General features: G+C 42.0%; 10 protein-coding genes and 2 pseudogenes. 2 read left to right on the forward strand and 10 right to left on the reverse strand.

The annotated features are described in order from the left end of the window. Window positions 1–53: 53 nt before the first annotated feature. A pseudogene (locus tag LC048_RS14465) lies at window positions 54–1,410 on the reverse strand (TrkH family potassium uptake protein). A 270-nt stretch (window positions 1,411–1,680) separates the two neighbouring features. On the opposite strand from LC048_RS14465, the gene LC048_RS14470 reads away from it, so the two are divergent. Continuing rightward, entirely contained in the window at window positions 1,681–1,881 is a 201-nt protein-coding gene (locus LC048_RS14470; RefSeq protein ID WP_192472658.1) for an alpha/beta-type small acid-soluble spore protein, read from the forward strand. A 104-nt stretch (window positions 1,882–1,985) separates the two neighbouring features. Here LC048_RS14470 and LC048_RS14475 read toward each other — a convergent pair whose 3' ends face one another. The 9 genes and pseudogenes from LC048_RS14475 to LC048_RS14515 all read right to left on the reverse strand — a co-directional run bounded on the left by LC048_RS14475 (window position 1,986) and on the right by LC048_RS14515 (window position 16,427). Further along, the gene (locus tag LC048_RS14475) at window positions 1,986–3,047 is read right to left on the reverse strand and encodes an anti-sigma factor domain-containing protein (protein ID WP_226600316.1); all 1,062 of its coding nucleotides are present in this window, start codon (window positions 3,045–3,047) and stop codon (window positions 1,986–1,988) included. After that, window positions 3,044–3,790, reverse strand: a complete 747-nt coding sequence (gene sigI / locus LC048_RS14480) for an RNA polymerase sigma factor SigI (RefSeq protein WP_306047976.1) — start codon at window positions 3,788–3,790, stop codon at window positions 3,044–3,046. Before sigI ends, LC048_RS14475 begins: the two co-directional genes overlap by 4 nt. 119 nt (window positions 3,791–3,909) lie before the next feature. After that, window positions 3,910–5,073: a DUF5667 domain-containing protein gene (locus LC048_RS14485; protein ID WP_226600314.1), complete on the reverse strand. Its 1,164-nt coding sequence runs from the start codon at window positions 5,071–5,073 to the stop codon at window positions 3,910–3,912. 343 nt (window positions 5,074–5,416) lie between these two features. Continuing rightward, complete coding sequence (locus tag LC048_RS14490) at window positions 5,417–5,851, reverse strand: hypothetical protein (RefSeq protein ID WP_226600393.1); 435 nt, start codon at window positions 5,849–5,851, stop codon at window positions 5,417–5,419. Between the two features lie 357 nt (window positions 5,852–6,208). Continuing rightward, window positions 6,209–7,723 (reverse strand): aldehyde dehydrogenase family protein, encoded by a 1,515-nt coding sequence (locus LC048_RS14495; RefSeq protein WP_306047977.1) that lies wholly within the window; start codon window positions 7,721–7,723, stop codon window positions 6,209–6,211. Between the two features lie 28 nt (window positions 7,724–7,751). Further along, on the reverse strand, window positions 7,752–8,849 hold the full coding sequence (locus LC048_RS14500) for an SDR family oxidoreductase (RefSeq protein WP_306047978.1): 1,098 nt from the start codon (window positions 8,847–8,849) through the stop codon (window positions 7,752–7,754). A gap of 193 nt (window positions 8,850–9,042) precedes the next feature. After that, window positions 9,043–12,313: pseudogene (locus tag LC048_RS14505) on the reverse strand (efflux RND transporter permease subunit). Between the two features lie 740 nt (window positions 12,314–13,053). Then, entirely contained in the window at window positions 13,054–14,451 is a 1,398-nt protein-coding gene (locus LC048_RS14510; RefSeq protein WP_226600311.1) for a Na+/H+ antiporter NhaC family protein, read from the reverse strand. 401 nt (window positions 14,452–14,852) lie between these two features. After that, on the reverse strand, window positions 14,853–16,427 hold the full coding sequence (locus LC048_RS14515) for a peptide chain release factor 3 (RefSeq protein WP_226600310.1): 1,575 nt from the start codon (window positions 16,425–16,427) through the stop codon (window positions 14,853–14,855). A gap of 363 nt (window positions 16,428–16,790) precedes the next feature. Here LC048_RS14515 and LC048_RS14520 point away from each other — a divergent pair, with 363 nt between their 5' ends. Continuing rightward, entirely contained in the window at window positions 16,791–17,660 is an 870-nt protein-coding gene (locus LC048_RS14520) for a metal-dependent hydrolase (RefSeq protein WP_226600309.1), read from the forward strand. Window positions 17,661–17,736: the final 76 nt, after the last annotated feature.

Here is a 17,736-nt window from a genome sequence, read left to right on the forward strand (position 1 = left end):
TTTATAAATAAAATGCAAAAAATCCGGGATGTACTCCCGGATTTTTTTTGACATTAACCAATAATCACGCGTTCCTTTGGATAATGGATGCTTTCTTTTTCTGTTTTGCCGCCAATGATCAACAGAAAGGATATGACTCCTACTCTTCCGATGAACATCAAAATGATTAGGACCATTTTTCCGATTGTTGAGAGCTCTGGTGTGATGCCCATGGATAAGCCTGTTGTTCCGAAAGCAGATGCAACTTCAAAGATGATAGGCAATAGCGACTGATTCTCCGTAACCATGAGAATAAGGACTGCAAAGAAACATATGAGTACAGCCATGATGGTAACAACCAAAGACTTGATGATATCTTCCTGGTGCAGTTCTCTGTTAAAAATCCTGATAGCTCGTCTTCCTCTTGCAAAGTGGTAAAGGAACAAGAGATTAATCGCAAAAGTTGTTGTTCGAATCCCTCCCCCCGACCGAACTTGGTGATGCCCCGATAAACATCAAAGCTGCCATCAGGAATAAGGTAGGGTCAGTAAAATCATTCACATCCATTGTCGCCAATCCGCCGCTTCTGGTTGTCGTGGACTGGAAAAAAGCATAGAAGAATGAATCCAACAGCGATTTATCGGATAAGAAATGATTATATTCCAGTGCCCATATTGCAACCGTTCCAAAGATAAGGAGGCCAAGGAACGTAAGAGTCGTAATCTTAAGAAATAGTGAAAAACGGAAAGGACCACTTTTTTTGTTTCTGAAGAGGAAGCTCTTCAATTCAACCAACACTGGGAAACCAATTGCACCAAGCGTAATCAAGAGCATATTAATCGTAACTACAAAATAATCCTGTGCATAAGGGATTAGCGAGGCACCAGTAATATCAAAGCCTCCATTGGTAGTAGCACTGATAGATGCAAACAAACCATGAAGAAAAGCTTCTTGCCATGTCGGAAAGTATTTTAAGAAATATAATCCTAATAGCAGTGCACCAATTAATTCAATGATAACAATAATGACCAGGATTTCCTTCAGCATCTTCACCAGCCCTGACATAGAAGTCTGGTTCTGGTCCATCATGATTAACCTTCGTTCCTTCAGCCCAATTTTCTTCCTAATAATTAACCAGAAGAACGTGCCAAGCGCCATGACTCCAATCCCGCCGAATTGAAGGACGAACATGAGGATAAAGATTCCCGGTACAGTAAAAGTATCGCGTACCGTTATTACTGAAAGTCCCGTAACACTGACAGCACTTGCGGCAGTGAATAACGCATCCATGAAAGACCATTTTGCCCCGGGCTGTATGGCAATAGGCAAACTTAATAAGCTCATCGAGACAATTACCGCAATCAAATAATAAGCTACGATAATTTGTGCAGGAGATAATTTGTTCAATCTTCTTCTAATATTAATCCACATAATTGCTTCCTTTCAGCCCCGATTCATTTACATACCTATGATAAAGAATATCATCACATTAATAAAGTACTTTCTTGCAGTTTTCCAGTAGTTTGCCACTTTAGCAAGAATCTACAGTTTTTTCACATGACCGCTGGAACTTACAGAGCAAAAATCCGGTAAACATTATCCAAAAGTATAAAACATTACCACTTATGAATTCACCTGCAATGTTCAAACTATCTGTACAGAGAAATTTTTCTCTGTATACTAACAGAGGAGTTGATATTGATGGCTCGTAATTCTAATAAATTGCTGGTTCCTGGTGTGGAACAGTTCATGGACCAGGTTAAATATGAGATCGCTCAGGAATTTGGAGTGAATCTTGGATCCGATACAGTTTCAAGAGCAAATGGCTCAGTCGGAGGAGAAATCACTAAACGCCTTGTTCAGCAAGCACAAGCACAGCTCTCTGGTCAAAACAAGCAATAAATTGATAGAGCAGCTTTGATATTTAGCCTATCCAAATCTCGATAAACAATTGAATATGGACATGGAAAAAAGTCCGGAATGCATTCCGGACTTTTTACAATTCATTATTTCTTAGTAGGATTGTCTTTATTTTTCCCAGATTGCCCCCTGTTGTCATTTCTAGGGGCTTGTTGGTTGTTAGACTTTTTTTCATCTTTAGTTTGTTTGTTGATCTGCCCATTTTTATTGCTATTGCCTTTATCAGTACGGTTGTTGTTTCCCTGCCCATTCTTGTGGTTCGCCTTGCCATTACCGTTCTTTCCGGAATTGTTATTTACCTTAGCCTTATCTTTTGCAGGGTGTTCCGGCTTGTTCGGTTGTACTTTTGGAACCTTAGGATCTATTTTCTTAACCTGACCTGGCGGTTGCTTCTTTTCAGGCTGTGGGACAACAGCAGGAGCAGGATCTTTCTTTGCTGGCTCTGGTTTGGCCTGTTCCTTTTCAGCAGGCTTAGCAGTATCCTTTTGCTTTTCTTTGTAGACACCAGTAGTAACACCCTGCTTTTGTGCCTTCTCTCTGTCTTCAACTGTTGCTTCCATAACCTTAATATTCAATTTTTCAATTTGAGTTGATTTTTTTATTTCAGAAATCTTCTTTTCTAGTTTTTGGTCAACAGATTCTTTTGATTTCTTATTATGAACTGTCGAGATGACAACGTCATTTTTTTGTTTGAAGAAACCTTCATCTTTTATTTCCTCAATGATCATCTCTGCAACCAAAGCTGCATCTTTCTTTTTCCAGTCTTTTAATTCCGCAATGATTTCTTCCCCTTCAGGATTGTATCCTTTCATACGGAGGACCTTTAAATCATCATTGACTGCCAGTTCAATGCTTGGATTCACATCAATGGACATATATGCGTATACCTGTCCGTTTTGATACGCAGGAACTAACGCGGTCATGGCAAGCATAAAAATTGCTGCCAGCGCAATACTCCGTGCTTTAAAGCTATTTAGTAAAGAAAGATTGAATCTTTTCTTTTTAACAGTTAGCGTTTCTGGAAAAAAATGAATTTCTTCTCCTACCTGATAATCTTGTTGAAGCTTTCGGGCACGTAAAAACTCGCCTTCGGGGGTCAACAATGTTAGGTAAAAATCATTGATTTCAAGGATTACCCCTTTTCTCATGTCTCTAACACCCCTTTAATATAATCCTTTAAATATACATAATCCCCAATTAAAATAAGTGCAATTGCAATAATATATTTTCTGTTTCTCTCTATGGTTTTTCTGCTGACTTTGACCATGTCTTCCAATTGCTTGATTGGCAAGCGCTTTTTATCGAGAAGCAAATTTTTTAATTCCTCGTTATCAACCATTGCCTTTGCAACAAGCATCGCATTTTTGCGGGCATCTGCATGCTTGGGTGACTGCTCGAGCAGATCCTGGAAAGATAGATCAAAATCTTTTAATACTGCCTGAAATTGAATAATTTCTTCTCTTCTTAGTTCCTGCTCGGTCTTTCTTCGGAAGTCATCAAGAGAAAGTTCATCCTCAATAGTCGACCTCTGTTGTTCTTCCTCACTCGGATCATTCGATATATGGAAGCTCAGGTTTTGATTCCGGCTCTGCTGACGGATATAATCAATTACCCTCCGCTTAATCATTACTTCTGCAAAACTTAATAATGAATTCCCTTTTTCAGATGAATATTTATCGATAGCCTCATTAAAAGCAATAAGGCTAATGCTAAATTCATCGTCCGATTCATGTATGTATCTCTTACAGACAGACGAAACAGTTTTCGCTATAAATGGCTTATAAGAATCTATTAATTCTTCTCTTAAAGCTGCATCCCCCTGGTGAATTTTCTCTACAGTTTCTTCCAGTGGCCTGCGCTTTTTCTTTGCCATGAACAATAAACTTAGCAATAGCCTCACCTCTTTTCTCCCCACATTATATCATGACTGTCAATTTATCTTTTTGTGGGTAGGCAGTGAAAAGATAGCCACTTAAGGCTACCTTTTCTTAGTCTATTGTTCATTATGAATTAGTTTTTATCATTGCCTTTGCTGTTACCGTTTCCTTTGCCATTTTCATTGCCTTTATTTTCGTGTTTCTTTGAATTCTTATCTTGTTTCTTATCTTGCTTAGCCTGATGCTTTTCTTCTTTCTTTTGCTGTTTAGCTTCCTTGCGGTCCTGTTTTTCAACAGCCTTTTGTACTTTACGCTCTTGTTTAGCTTTTTCTTTTTCTGCTTTTGGTGCCACTACTGGTACTACTGCTGTGTCATCATTTACAGGCATTGTTTCGTCAGCAGACTCTTCAACAACTGGTGTTTCATCAGCAGGCAGCAGATCTGACTCAACGATTGGTTCTAGTTCTACTGGCTCAGTTGTTTGTGTATCTTCGTCCTCAACAGGATGCTCAGCATATTTTTCTTCTAATTTAGCCAATTTCTTTGCCATCTTAGCGTATGTTTTGTCAATGTTCTTTTGAAGTTTTGCTCTTGCATTTTCATTGCCGACGTGTTCCATGGCAGCTTTTAATGCAATGATATTCTGTCTGAGCATTCCTTCAATCTGTTCGAAAGGATCTTCACTTACAACTTCTTCTTCCTCAGACCCTTCTTCTGCGTCTTCATCACCTGGCTCTTCAGCTAGAGCATCGTCAGCAGACTCTTCTCCATCTTCAGTCGATTCTTCAGAATCTGCTTCCTCTGTGTCTTCATCAGATGCTGAACCAGCTTCTTCTGTATCAGCAGCCTCATCTTCTGAACCTTCTTCATCCACAATTTCCTGTGAAGATTCCATGTATTGCAAAGCAGCTTCGATTACCTCAAGGGCTTCGTCTTCTTTTCCCTCAGCGAACAAAGCACCTGCCTCTTGGAGGCGTTCTGCTGCATATGTAGCAAGCAATTCTGCTTCTTTAGAATTATCAAATGTAAAAGCAAGCCTTATTTTCTCAAGTGCGATTTTAGCAAAGTAGAAGAAGTCACCAGGAATCAAAGATGGGTTCGTTTCTTCGAGTTCATCGACCTGTGTTTTTGCTTCTTCAAGCTCTTCGGGGCTGACATTTTGCAATTCTACCGTTTCAAGCTCAGAATTATTATCTTCTGCCATTGCAACTGGCGAAAAGGCAAATGTTCCAGCAAGCACTAATGCCAATGTACTTTTGGCGATTTTTTTCATCTCTTGGTTAGAAAGTTTCTTCATCCTCAGTTCACCTCGTATGTTTTTGGAGCGGCCGCTTTAATCACTACAAGGTTACGTTTGCGCTTACAATGTTATGGGGGTTTTAAAAAAAAAAAATAAACACTTCAGTCAAAATATGACCGAAGCACTACAAATATTGTTGATATGTAAGGTTTTAAATGGATTCTTAGTTTTTGAAAAATTTGAGCAAGACAGTTTCTACTGAAGTCTGGAATCTTCCCATCATGTACTGACTTATTGAAAGTAGTTAGTATGAATGACCAACCCAGCTGGATGAAATTACATTTAAGAATTCTCCCAGCAAGATAGGCATTGTTAAAATATGCAATAAGATCTGGCCATTCTAGTTGTAATAAAACTTAAGCAATAGCTTCCTTATCAAGAATCCAGTAAGCACTCCAGGAATGACAAAGAGCATTGGAAGGAAAACTGGCCCTGGAAATACGCCAAAGATTTTTACCTTCGGTGATATCATCAGCCCAACTGTTACGAAATAGGCAGAAAACGCAAAAGGCAAAAAGGTGATCTTCTCTTCCTCCGGCATTACGCTTCTATACGCATCCCACATGGCGAACATGTATAAACATGGGTAAAACATCAGCCACTGGTAGTCCATTACATGCATAGCCTTTTCTGTCTCCCCGAGGAAGCTATACATTATTCCTTTATTAAAATTACTATTAACGTTAACAAGGAACTCAAGGAGGACAAATAAAATGCCCTTTACAAGGTTTCCCGTCAGTAGCTGGGGAAAACCTGGCAGTGCGATGCTCCACATTACCGCTTCTAGTTTGGTTAAGTTCTTTTTAATCGCCACGTCACGTTTCATCCTTTAGTCATATTATTGGTACCTTTATGAGTGCTGAATTCTTCACAGTGTCAAAAGATCACCGGAATCTATTCTTTCTGATCCTTCGTATTTCACTACTTGTTTTAGATTGTCCAAATTGTGCTTCGAATTATCATTTTTCCAGTTAATTGTTAAATATATTTCATATGAATGACTTAATCCAGATTTCTCAACAATGGAATACTAAGAAGGTAAATAGAAAAAAATGTCAAAATTAATTAAACCGCCCCTAGTACTGGGACGGTCGAAAATTATTTGTTGCTTTTCAAGAGGGCGATATAGTTTTTAGCAAAAGTGAGCCAATCTTTTTTTCTCGGCAAAATAGCTTTTAAATAAATTCAGGAACAATGGATATTTCCCTTTATACGGATACCATTGAATTTCAGATTTCATGAAACCCATGTCTTCCATGATTGCTTTTTCATGACAAAAGATTCTCAAGCCGGCCTCAGAATGATAACGGCCAATGCCGCTTTCCTTGGTTCCCCCAAAAGGAAGACCATGGTTGGCTACGGTAATGAGGACATCATTAATAACGACAGCTCCAGACACAAGCCTGGAAGAGACACGACGTGCCTTCACTTTATCCTGGGTCCAGACACTTGCATTCAGGCCATACACGGTTCCATTAGCAAATGCTATCGCTTCTTCTTCTGTATCGAATGGAACAACAGGAAGCAATGGGCCGAAAGATTCTTCCTGGATGATTTTCATGTCTTGCTCGACTTCTGTGATAATGGTAAGCGGCAGGAACATGTCTCCCTTCCAATCAGAAGGTTTCAATCCAGTTTCCAACTTCGCTCCCCGTTCAAGTGCTTCATTCAGCTGTTCTCTCACCACGTCTTTCTGGGCAGGAAAAGTCATTGAACCGACATCAGAATTTATATCGTTCCCTTGATGAAGGGAATTGACTTCTTTTTTCAATTTTTCAAGGAACTTCCCATATATTGACCTTTCAACATATAACCGCTCAGCACTCATACAAACCTGACCGCTGTTTGTAAAGGCACCCCATGCCGCTGCCTTAACTGCCCTGTCGAGATTGGCATCTTCAAAAACAATCATCGGATCCTTGCCGCCGAGCTCCAGAGTTGTTGGAATCAAATCCTTCGCAGCCTGCTGCTGGATGATTTTCCCTGTACGGACAGAGCCTGTAAAGAAGATGTAATCTGGCTTACCCGAAGTAAAAGCAGCGCCAACTTCCTTGCCGCCATGCGCTACCTGTACTGTTCCTTCAGGGAACCCTGAGCGTCGGAACAAGTCTTCGATGCATTTACCAACAAGCGGAGTTACCTCTGATGGCTTCAGGATGACAGAATTGCCTCCAGCCAGAGCGCTGATCATCGGTACCATCGCCAGCTGCAGCGGATAATTCCAGGGAGAAATGACAAGTACGACACCACGTGGCATATATTCAATAAAGGATTTTTTACCGATTAACAATAATGGTGTTTTCACCTTTTGCCTGCTAAGTGCCTTTTCAGCATGTTTAATTATATGGTCGATCGCATCAAGTGTAGGCATGATATCTGCTACAATTGACTCTGTCAATACCTTACCAGTATCAGCTGAGATGATTTTTGCAATTTCATCCATTTCATCGACCATCAGCTGCTTCAGCTTTCTTAAATATCCGGTACGCTCAGAAATGGCAAGACTGCTCCAAGCCCCAAAAGCCTTCCTCGCCTCCTGATAGAAGAATGGAACTTCATGGACAGGCGTCTCCTCGATTTCGGCAATAATCTCCCCTGTTGCTGGTGCCATAACCGACATCTTTTGCACTTCTTCAACTGAATGCACATTCATTCACCTGCCAATAATTAAAGTTTTATATAATGTTTATTTGGTATTGAGGATTATTTTTATTTTCTAGATAGAAAGCCGCCATAGAAGCAATCCCTTCTTTGAAATCCGGGCATGTGATTCCTGAATCCTTTAAGTCATCCTGTGCCTGGGAAGAATCAAAATGGCCTCTCCATATAAAATAGTCAAGTGCTTCCTTTTCAACTCCAAGATACCTCCTGAGCATTCTGAAATTGAGTCCTCCTTTTGCCAGTGACAGTGGTACAGAACCTTTAGGCTGTCTCTTCAGCAATTCGTACATCATCATTTCATATAGCTCAGACACTTTGTATGGTTTAGGATCCGTAAGATGATAGGTTTTCCCTGTTCCCTTATCAGCAAAGGTTAAATAGGTTGTCGCCTCAATAATATAATCCACTGGAACCAGATTGACAACAGTATCCCCTTTTCCAAGCTTTGGCAAGAATGGCATGAAGCTGAGGCGGTCGATGAAATTCATGATGAAATACGGGCTATCGAACTTAATGGTTTCTCCTGTTCCGGAATGACCTTTTACAATTCCTGGCCTGATGATGGTGACAGGAATCTCTGACTTCAATGACTCTACGAGGACTTCAGCTTCATACTTGGTCTCTTCATAGAAGTTTTTGAAACCTGGAGGCTCGATCAATTCATCCTCATACAATATACCTTCCCGCTTGCCTGCAACGTATCCAGTGCTGAAATACGTATAGCGCTTAAGATTTCTTAAGGTTTTCGCCCATTCATTCACGAACCTTGTTCCATCTACATTCACACGATAAGCAATTTCCTTTGGAACCGCAAGGTCATATACAGCTGCAAGATGGAAGACATGCGTTACAGTTGACTCAAGCTGTGCTTGCTTTTCCTGGTCAATCGCCAGGGCTGATATTGTAATATCGCCTTTGATAATCTCAAACTGGCTTTCAGACAGGTTAAAATCCTCAACGATTTTTGCTCTCTCAGTCTCTGCCTTATCAACCATATTAGGCAACACCAAAACATGAATCTTTCCTTTACCATCATTTTTCCGTAAAACTTCCCTAATCAATTGATTGCTGATGAATCCCGGAAATCCTGTAAAAAAGTACCCGTACTCCATGAATGTCCTCCTCACCGTTAATTAGCTATATTTTAACGGTAAGCGTATACAATCGCAATTACTTTGCTGACTATTCTGAAAAATACGATAAATGTCGAAGGCTGCAATATACTTCAGTGAAACTCCCCGTTTATATTGGAGGCCAATGTCTTCGCAAAAAGAGACCTGGCTCATCTCAGCCAGGCCTCTCGCATTATCTTCTTCTTCTAAAATCCTGATTTGTATCTTCTTCTTCTTTTACGCGTTGAAGGAGCTCTTCTAACATACCGGCCATTTCTTCTTTCGTGTATTTTCCCTTTTGGAAATATGTGTGGCCCTCTTCTGTTCCCGTTTCATAATCTGTTTCTGTATGGTCTTTTAGCAGATAGGCTGGTACAAGATGCCCATCTGGTGTCGCATACATTTTATTTCTTCTTCTATAATCTTTGTCAAAGAAGCTATAGACCACCGGAATGACAAACAGGGTCAGGAATGTACTGCTGATCAGTCCGCCAATCACTGTAATTCCCATCGGCTGGTTGATTTCAGTTCCTTCCCCGATGCCAAGGGCAAGCGGGAGAAGTCCAAGGATAGTCGTCAAAGCTGTCATCAGGATAGGCCGTGCCCTGTCTTTTACCGATAGGACAATAGCTTCGTGCGGTATCAAACCACGTTCTTTCTTCTGGTTGATATAGTCAACGATTACAATCGCATTGTTTACAACGATACCTGCAAGTACAATGATACCGATGACCACTGTCAAGCTTACTGGTGTTCCCGTTGCCGTCAGCGCCAGAGCGACACCTATTACCATCAGCGGAACCGTGAACATGATGACAAATGGATACTTCAGTGACTCAAATTGGGCCGCCATGACGAGATAGATCAAGATGATAGCCAGAACGAAAGCCAGTACAAGATCATCAATTGATGATTCTAGAAGCTCTCTGTCTCCACTGAAGACAACTTCAGTTTCTTCTGGCAAATCAAGCTCAGCTATCCTCTCATCCACCTTTTTGGAAATATCACCAAGGTTCGTTGATGATTTATATTTCATTGTGAATTCCACTGCACCTTGCTGATTGATCCGTTGGATTCGGACAGGACCACTCCCGGTCTCAATATTGGCAACCTGGCCAAGAGTAACATAATTACCGTCAGGCTTCTTGATCAAAAGCTTTTTCAGCTCATCGATATTCTTTGTTACTTCACGATCATACTCGACATAAACACCAAGAATTTCTCCATCTTCGCCTGGCATTTGCGTTGCCATATCCCCTCGAGTGACATTGTTAACAATCATGGCAATTTGTGCTGGTGCCAGTCCCTGCGCCAGTGCTTTTTCCCTGTCAACCGTAATCTGGATTTCCTCAACAGTATCATTCAGGCTTGTACTCAGTTCATTGACATCTTCGAGCTCCGTCAGTGATTCATATATTCTATCAACCGACTCATTCAGCCGCATTTCACTGGAATCTCTAACATTGAAAGTCAGGGTGTTCGGAGCAGACCCGGATGTAGACTGCATATTAAAACCTAGTTCAGCACTGCTGTTTGCATTTGCCGCTGCTTGTTCCAGCTCTTTTTTTTACATCATCGACAAACTGGAAAGTACTGATTTCCCGTTCTTCAAGCTCATCCATTTTTACATACAATTCACCAACATTGGCATTTGTCGTGCCTCTGAATGAAGCCTCTTGTGTAGTACCAACCAGGCTTACATAAACATCGACCTCTTCTTCATCTTTCAATTTATCTTCGAGAGCAGCCATGACCTTTTGTGTTTCAGAAAGAGCAGCCCCGTTTTCGAGATTCACCCTGATGCTGAAGAATCCTTCATCCGTAGGAGGGATGAACTGAGTGCCAACTGTAGTCACTCCATATCCGCCTCCGACCAGCATCAGCAAAGTGATTAGAATGACGATGAATCGATGGCGCAGCGCCCATCTAACCGATTTTTCCAATCCCCTCAATGAGCCTGAACGCTGCCTTCTTGCTTCGATATTTTTCTTTGGTGCCTTCAACAGCCTGCTCGCTAACATTGGGACAACGGTCAATGCAACCACCAAGGAAGCAAATAAACTGAATGAAATCGTCAAAGCGAACTCTGTAAACAGCTCGCCGATGATCCCAGAGATGAAGACAACTGGCAAAAACACTGCTACAGTGGTCAAAGTTGACGCAGTAATGGCAGCTCCTACTTCCTTAGCTCCATCCCTTGCCGCTATTTTCGGATCCTTGCCCATTGAAAGATGGCGATATATATTCTCGATAACAACAATAGCATTATCCACCAGCATTCCGATTCCGAGTGCCAGTCCCCCAAGGGTCATGATATTCAATGTGAAATCAGCAAAGAACATCAATACGAAGGTGAAGATGACGGAATATGGAATGGCAATCCCGATGATAAGCGGACTCTTTACATTTCTAAGGAAGAAGAACAGAACCGCCATCGCAAGCAATCCCCCGACAATCAGGGAGTTTGAAATATTTCCGATTGCCATTTTGATATAATCTCCCTGGTCAAAGAGTACCTCTGACTCTATCCCAGCGTATTTATCTCTTTCAAGCAAAGTCTCCAACTCTTCGAGAAACGCTTCAGAAACCTCTGCCGTGTTGGCATCCGATTGCTGCAGGACACTCAACAGCACTGAAGGAGTTTGATTCGTCCTTGTAATCGTATTGTCATCCTGTTTTTTCAGCTCAACGGTTCCGACGTCCTCTAGTTTGATTTTCTGATTTGTTACCGGATTGTTGAATACTGTCAGGTTCTTTAATGTATCTAATGAATCCAAAGAACTGATGATCCTTGTTGTCAGTTCTTTGCCATCTGTCAAAATCGTATCGCCAGGCATCGATACATCATTAGCCCTTATCAAATCGACAATATCGGACTGGCTAAGCTTGTAATCCTTTAACTTTTCCTGGTCGAGTTCCACCCTTACTTCCTGTACGGAGGTACCCGATAAATTGACACTTGCGACCCCATCAACCTTGGTAAGCTCTAGTTCTAGCTCTTCCGCCAGCTCCCTTAGCGCAGTTTCATCCTGGCCAGAGCTTAATGATAGCTGGATGACTGGAAATTGAGACGGATCGAACTTCATGAATCTCGGCTTATTCGCGTCGTCTGGAATCGGCGTCATATCCAGCCTCTGGATTACATCATCCTGGATATCATCAATACTGGTTGTCCAGGAAAATTGCATCAGGATTAGGTTGGCACCTTCCTGGGAAGTAGAAGTCATCGTCTTGATTCCCGGCAGCGTAGCCAAATTAGCCTCAAGTGGCTTCGTCACCTTTTCCAGAACTTCTTCAGGACTGGCTCCCTGATAATTGGTCACAACTACCCCAACAGGCGGGTTTATATCCGGAATTAGTTTCAAAGGAATCCTCATCAATGAAACAACCCCAAGAATCAGGACCAGGAACATGGTCACTAATGTAAAAACAGGCCTTCTAATCGAAAAATTACTGATTTTCATAAGCTAACTCCTTTCGGCGGTAAAACACACTGACTGACCGGACGGTTATGTCTGTCCCACCCTAAATATAGTGAAGCTCCATGGATAATTCAACTATCCAATGTGCAATTTAAAAGAACAATTTTTATAACAAATAAGCATACCTTCCATTTTAAAGTAATCAAAGGATTAATGAAACTTTTAGGCACCACCTATTTTAACCAAAGAATCCTGTTCAGCAACTCAGCTGTTTGTCTGTTTTGCGGGCGCAGAGTCAGAGTTGTTGTGACCCAACAATGGGGGTCACATAAATCCTGGTTTATGTGACCGGTTTCCTGTTTCACCGCCGAGTTGGGGCACATAAATCCCGCTTTTGTGACCGGTTTCCTGCTTCAACGCCGGGTTGGGGCACATAAATCCCGCTTTTGTGACCGGTTTCCTGCTTCAACGCCGAGTTGGGGCACATTAATCCTGTTTTTGTGACCGGTTTCCTGCTTCACCGCCGAGTTGGGGCACATAAGTCCTGTTTTTGTGACCGGTTTTCTGCTTCACTGCCGAGTTGGGGCACATAAATCCCGCTTTTGTGACCGGCTTCCTGCTTCACCGCCGAGTTGGGGCACATTAATCCTGCTTATGTGACCGGTTTCCTGCTTCACCGCCGAGTTGGGGCACATTAATCCTGCTTATGTGACCGGTTTCCTGGTACGACACTGAGTTGGGGCACATAATTACCATTAAAAAAAAACAAAAAAAGCGGCAGCTTATGCCACCGCATTTTCCCCTGTTTTCGATAATGTTATTCCGGTAAATCCTGCTGCCAGTGTCAATACCGGTGACAGCAAACAAAAGAATGCAAAGGGTACGTATTCTATCGTGCTGACTTCAAGGACGCTGCTAAGGAACACGCCGCACACACTCCAGGGAACAAGTGGATTGAGTACTGTACCGGCATCCTCAAGGACGCGCGAGAGGTTTTTGGGATGCAAGCCCGCTTTTTCGAAATGTCCTGCAAATGTATTGCCTGTTATAAGGATCGAAAGATATTGCTCTCCGATCAAAAAGTTGATTCCAATGGCAGATAAAGCTGTAGATCCAATAAGGACAGGCACCTTTTCCATGCTGCTGGCAAGCCCTCGCAAAAGTGCAGGAAGAACACCAAGCTTGAATAGCAATCCGCCCATGCTTAAAGCAAGGAGTACAAGTGATACTGAAAAAAACATACTCTCAAGCCCCCCGCGGCTCAACAGCGAATCCAGCTGTTCGTTGCCGCTTTCAGAAACGTATCCGGTATATAAAATTCCAGGAAGCGTCCCCCAGTCCTCTTGTGGGATAACCATCATGCTAATGATCATCGCTGAAAGGGTTCCTGCTCCTAATGTCAAAATAGAAGATACTTTTTTCACTGCAAGTATCGCAATGATAGCCAGAGGAATCAGCGAGTACCAATGTACTAGATTCATCACCTCAAGAGTACTTTGCAAGCTTCCAAGTTTTGTGAAGTCAGCTAAACTCAGTTCTGGCGACAAAGCGGCAAATAAGAATAGTGAAATGAAGAATGCAGGTACCGTCGTCCAGGACATATTTTTAATATGCTCAAATAGATCTACTTTCACAGTAGAAGACGCCAGAATCGTTGTGTCCGAGAGCGGTGACATTTTATCACCTAGGAAAGCGCCTGAAACAACCGCACCGGCGGTGATTGCCAATGAGAAGCCAAGTGTTTCACTAACTGCGATGAACGCGACACCGATCACAGCAGAAGTAGTCAGTGAACTGCCAATGCTTATCCCAACAATAGATGTGACAATAAAGACAATCGCATAAAACCACTTTCCAGTCACTAATTCAAATGCTAAAAAGATCAGGGTAGGTATGGTCCCGGCAGCAATCCAGCTGCTGACCAGCATGCCAATAAAGAAAAAAATCAGCACAGCTCCCAGACCTGCCTTGGCACCATCAGTCATACTCTGTTCTAGCTCAGCCATCTTGATTTTTTTCAACAACCCATAAATGATTAATGATCCGATCCCCATCAAGACCGGAATGTGTGGCATTAGTTCAAGTTTTATCATGCCATAACCGATCCCCGCCAGAAGCAATAATATAACAGCAGCTGCCTCAGAAGTTTTCAATGATATTGATTGGCTTTGGTTTAACATGATGATTCCCCCAATTAGTAGTAAAATGCAAAAACTCCTCTAAGTCTAGGGACGAAGGAGCTCCGCGGTACCACCCTAATTGGCAAACATTATATCTGCCCGCTTCATTAACAGTGCCTTCCAGTGACAGGTGTAATTCAAATCAGCCATTGCCTGGATTTTCATCAACCATCCAGTTTCTTTGTGCTGCTCATGGGGATTCTACTAATGTCTGCCGGCACTTAGTTTATAACTTTTATACTTAAACGCTTTTATGCATAAAAGCGTTATAGAATAATATTAATATAGTATCAGATTGGAAAAATGTCAATAGATTGGACTAAAAAAGTAGAATCAGTCCCTGTACATGATAAATATAAATATGAAAAAGAGCCGGCATTCTACAATGCCGGCTCAAGCTTTTATGAAGCATCCATAGGATTATAAAGTTTTACATCAGGATTCTTGTCCTGGAACCATCTTAAGGCAAATTCATTTTCGAATAAGAATACTTTTTTATCGTAACGGTCATTGACAAGCAAGCTCCTCGAACTGGACAGGTTTTCGTTTACATCGTCGCCTTCAATCCAGCGGGCAATCTTAGATCCCTGTCTTTCCATCAGAACCTCTACATTATATTCGTTGCGCATCCTTGCCTCGAATACTTCGAATTGGAGCTGACCAACAGCACCAAGAAGATACTCTTCGGTCTTCAATGTCTTGAATAGCTGGATGGCTCCCTCTTGGACAAGCTGCTGGATTCCTTTATGAAAATGTTTTTGCTTCATGACATTCTTTGCTGAAACTCTTACGAAAAGTTCTGGTGTGAACTGTGGAAGCTTTTCATACTGAAATCCTTCCTTGCCAGAAACAATCGTATCGCCAATCTGGTATGTGCCCGGGTCGTAAAGCCCGATGATGTCACCTGCTACAGCTTCTTCAACTGTACTGCGGTCATCAGCCATGAACTGTGTTGACTGTGCAAGCTTCATTGATTTTCCTGTACGGCTAAGCTGGACAGTCATTCCACGCTCAAACTTGCCTGAGCAAATGCGCAGGAAGGCAATTCTGTCGCGATGTGCCGGGTTCATGTTTGCCTGGATTTTAAAGATAAAGCCTGAAAACTCCTCTGATTGCGGATCAATCTCTCCTGCAGTTGAGTTCCTTGGCTGCGGCTGCGGCGCAAACTGCAAATAGGAATCAAGGAAAGTCTGGACACCGAAAGTAGTTAAAGCACTTCCGAAAAATACAGGAATCAATGTTCCATCAGCAATACGTTCTTTTGAAAATTCATTTCCCGCTTCATCTAACAGCATGATTTCTTCTAAAGTTTGATCGTATAATGAGGATTCTTTCAGAGAATGCTCCCCCTCGATTTCTCCTTCTTCGTTCAAATGAACAAAGCGTTTATCCTCATCTACACGGAACTGTTCAATCCGATTGTTGAATCGGTCATAAATCCCAAGGAACTCCTTGCCCATGCCTATCGGCCAGTTCATTGGATACGATTCAATTCCAAGCACTTCTTCCAGTTCAGCAAGCAGCTCAAGTGGAGCTTTACCCTGGCGATCAAGCTTGTTAATAAAGGTAAAGATCGGAATTCCTCTCATGCGGCAAACCTTGAAAAGTTTGAGAGTCTGATCTTCGATACCTTTTGCAGAGTCTATAATCATCACGGCACTGTCGACCGCAGTTAATGTTCTATAGGTATCCTCTGAGAAATCCTGGTGGCCTGGTGTGTCAAGGATGTTAACCTTGAAGCCATCATAATCAAATTGCATGACACTGGAGGTTACGGAAATTCCACGCTGCTTCTCGATTTCCATCCAGTCACTTGTAGCAAACTTTCCAGTCTTCTTGGCTTTTACCGTACCAGCATCACGGATTGCTCCGCCGAACAGCAAAAGCTTCTCCGTAAGTGTCGTTTTCCCGGCATCCGGGTGAGAAATAATCGCAAATGTTCTTCGCGATTGTACTTCATCTTTTAATTTTTTCATGATTAAATGTTTCCTTTCTGTTTAAAGGCAAAATTCCTCATAGAAAAGCGCAAGCGTCTTGGTCAGCCCCGACAAGCGTTGCCCGCCTAAAAACGCCACGTCCTGTGGCTGGCGGGTCTAGCACGTCGTGTGCCACGGAGGGCCGGCAGTACCATTGAAGTCGCTCTTTGACTTCAATGGGCAGACCGAAACGTCTCGAGGGGCTAGACGCTGGAGCTGGACAATTCTCGAAGTGAAATATATATTTTCTTTACCATGATTTTAATCTTATCTTTCTGGCGATAAGTTTGCAATCCTGCAAATGCATATCAGAACTTTTAAATATTTTACTTAAGCGTATATAATAACCTGAGGAGGTGCAGCATGGATTCAGTTACACATACACTTTTCGGTTTAGCCTTGTATGGTGCCGTTGATAAAAAAGATATGGAAAAACCGCAAAAGCGTGCTTATTTACTCACAGCAATCGGTGCAAGCCAAATTCCAGACATCGATGTTGTTTCTCAACTCTGGGATAATGAGGGTCTTTACCAGATGTGGCATCGAGGCATTACCCACTCGATATTCCTGACACCATTGTGGGCTGCTTTATTTATTCTACTATCTTCTCTTCTATTTAAAGTAAAAGATGTAAAACTTTTTTTCCTTGGATGGGTGGCAGTCATCATCCATAATACAAGTGATTTATTCAACGCCTGGGGAACTGGCTATCTCGAACCATTTTCCAATTTAAGAATCACATTTGGGACAATCCCCATCATTGATTTCGTTTTCTGGGTGATTCTAGGAACTGCATTCGTTGCTTCCAAATTTAACAAATTGAAAAGCCCAACTTATTTCAAAGTCGCATGGATTTTCATCGCACTGCATGTCGTTATCCAAAGTGTTCAGGGATGGATGCTTTATAATCAATATGAGGACGATTATGAACAGATTGCACTTTCTGCCGGTTTCATTCCATGGACATATACTGTTATCGCCAAAAATGATGGGGAAGTTAACATTTATCAGGATAATCTTTTCACAGACAGAAAACTTCAATACGAGCTTACTTCCGCTGAAGATGCCAATCTCAATGATTTATTCACTGAAAAGCCTGAAGCTAAGACGCTTACTGAATGGTCGCCTTTTGTCGTGATTGTCGACGACGGAGATAGATTGGGAGTTTACGATCCACGTTTTTACCGAAACGGACAATCCTTTCTATTTGAATACATTGATAAAACTCAGTAAAGGACTTGCCAAATAAGAAAAGCGCAAGCGCCTTGGGCAGCCCCGACAAGCGCTGGAGGGACTGACAGCGAAGTCG

The organism is Mesobacillus subterraneus (assembly GCF_020524355.2).
GTDB lineage: Bacteria > Bacillota > Bacilli > Bacillales > Cytobacillaceae > Mesobacillus > Mesobacillus subterraneus_C.

What these genes read in the sequence shown, in the direction of transcription:
- LC048_RS14470 (WP_192472658.1), top strand. Translation starts at nt 1,681, where the DNA reads ATGGCTCGTAATTCTAATAAATTGCTGGTTCCTGGTGTGGAACAGTTC.
- LC048_RS14475 (WP_226600316.1), bottom strand. Translation starts at nt 3,047, where the DNA reads ATGAGAAAAGGGGTAATCCTTGAAATCAATGATTTTTACCTAACATTG.
- LC048_RS14485 (WP_226600314.1), bottom strand. Translation starts at nt 5,073, where the DNA reads ATGAAGAAACTTTCTAACCAAGAGATGAAAAAAATCGCCAAAAGTACA.
- LC048_RS14490 (WP_226600393.1), bottom strand. Translation starts at nt 5,851, where the DNA reads ATGTGGAGCATCGCACTGCCAGGTTTTCCCCAGCTACTGACGGGAAAC.
- LC048_RS14500 (WP_306047978.1), bottom strand. Translation starts at nt 8,849, where the DNA reads ATGGAGTACGGGTACTTTTTTACAGGATTTCCGGGATTCATCAGCAAT.
- LC048_RS14510 (WP_226600311.1), bottom strand. Translation starts at nt 14,451, where the DNA reads ATGTTAAACCAAAGCCAATCAATATCATTGAAAACTTCTGAGGCAGCT.
- LC048_RS14515 (WP_226600310.1), bottom strand. Translation starts at nt 16,427, where the DNA reads ATGAAAAAATTAAAAGATGAAGTACAATCGCGAAGAACATTTGCGATT.
- LC048_RS14520 (WP_226600309.1), top strand. Translation starts at nt 16,791, where the DNA reads ATGGATTCAGTTACACATACACTTTTCGGTTTAGCCTTGTATGGTGCC.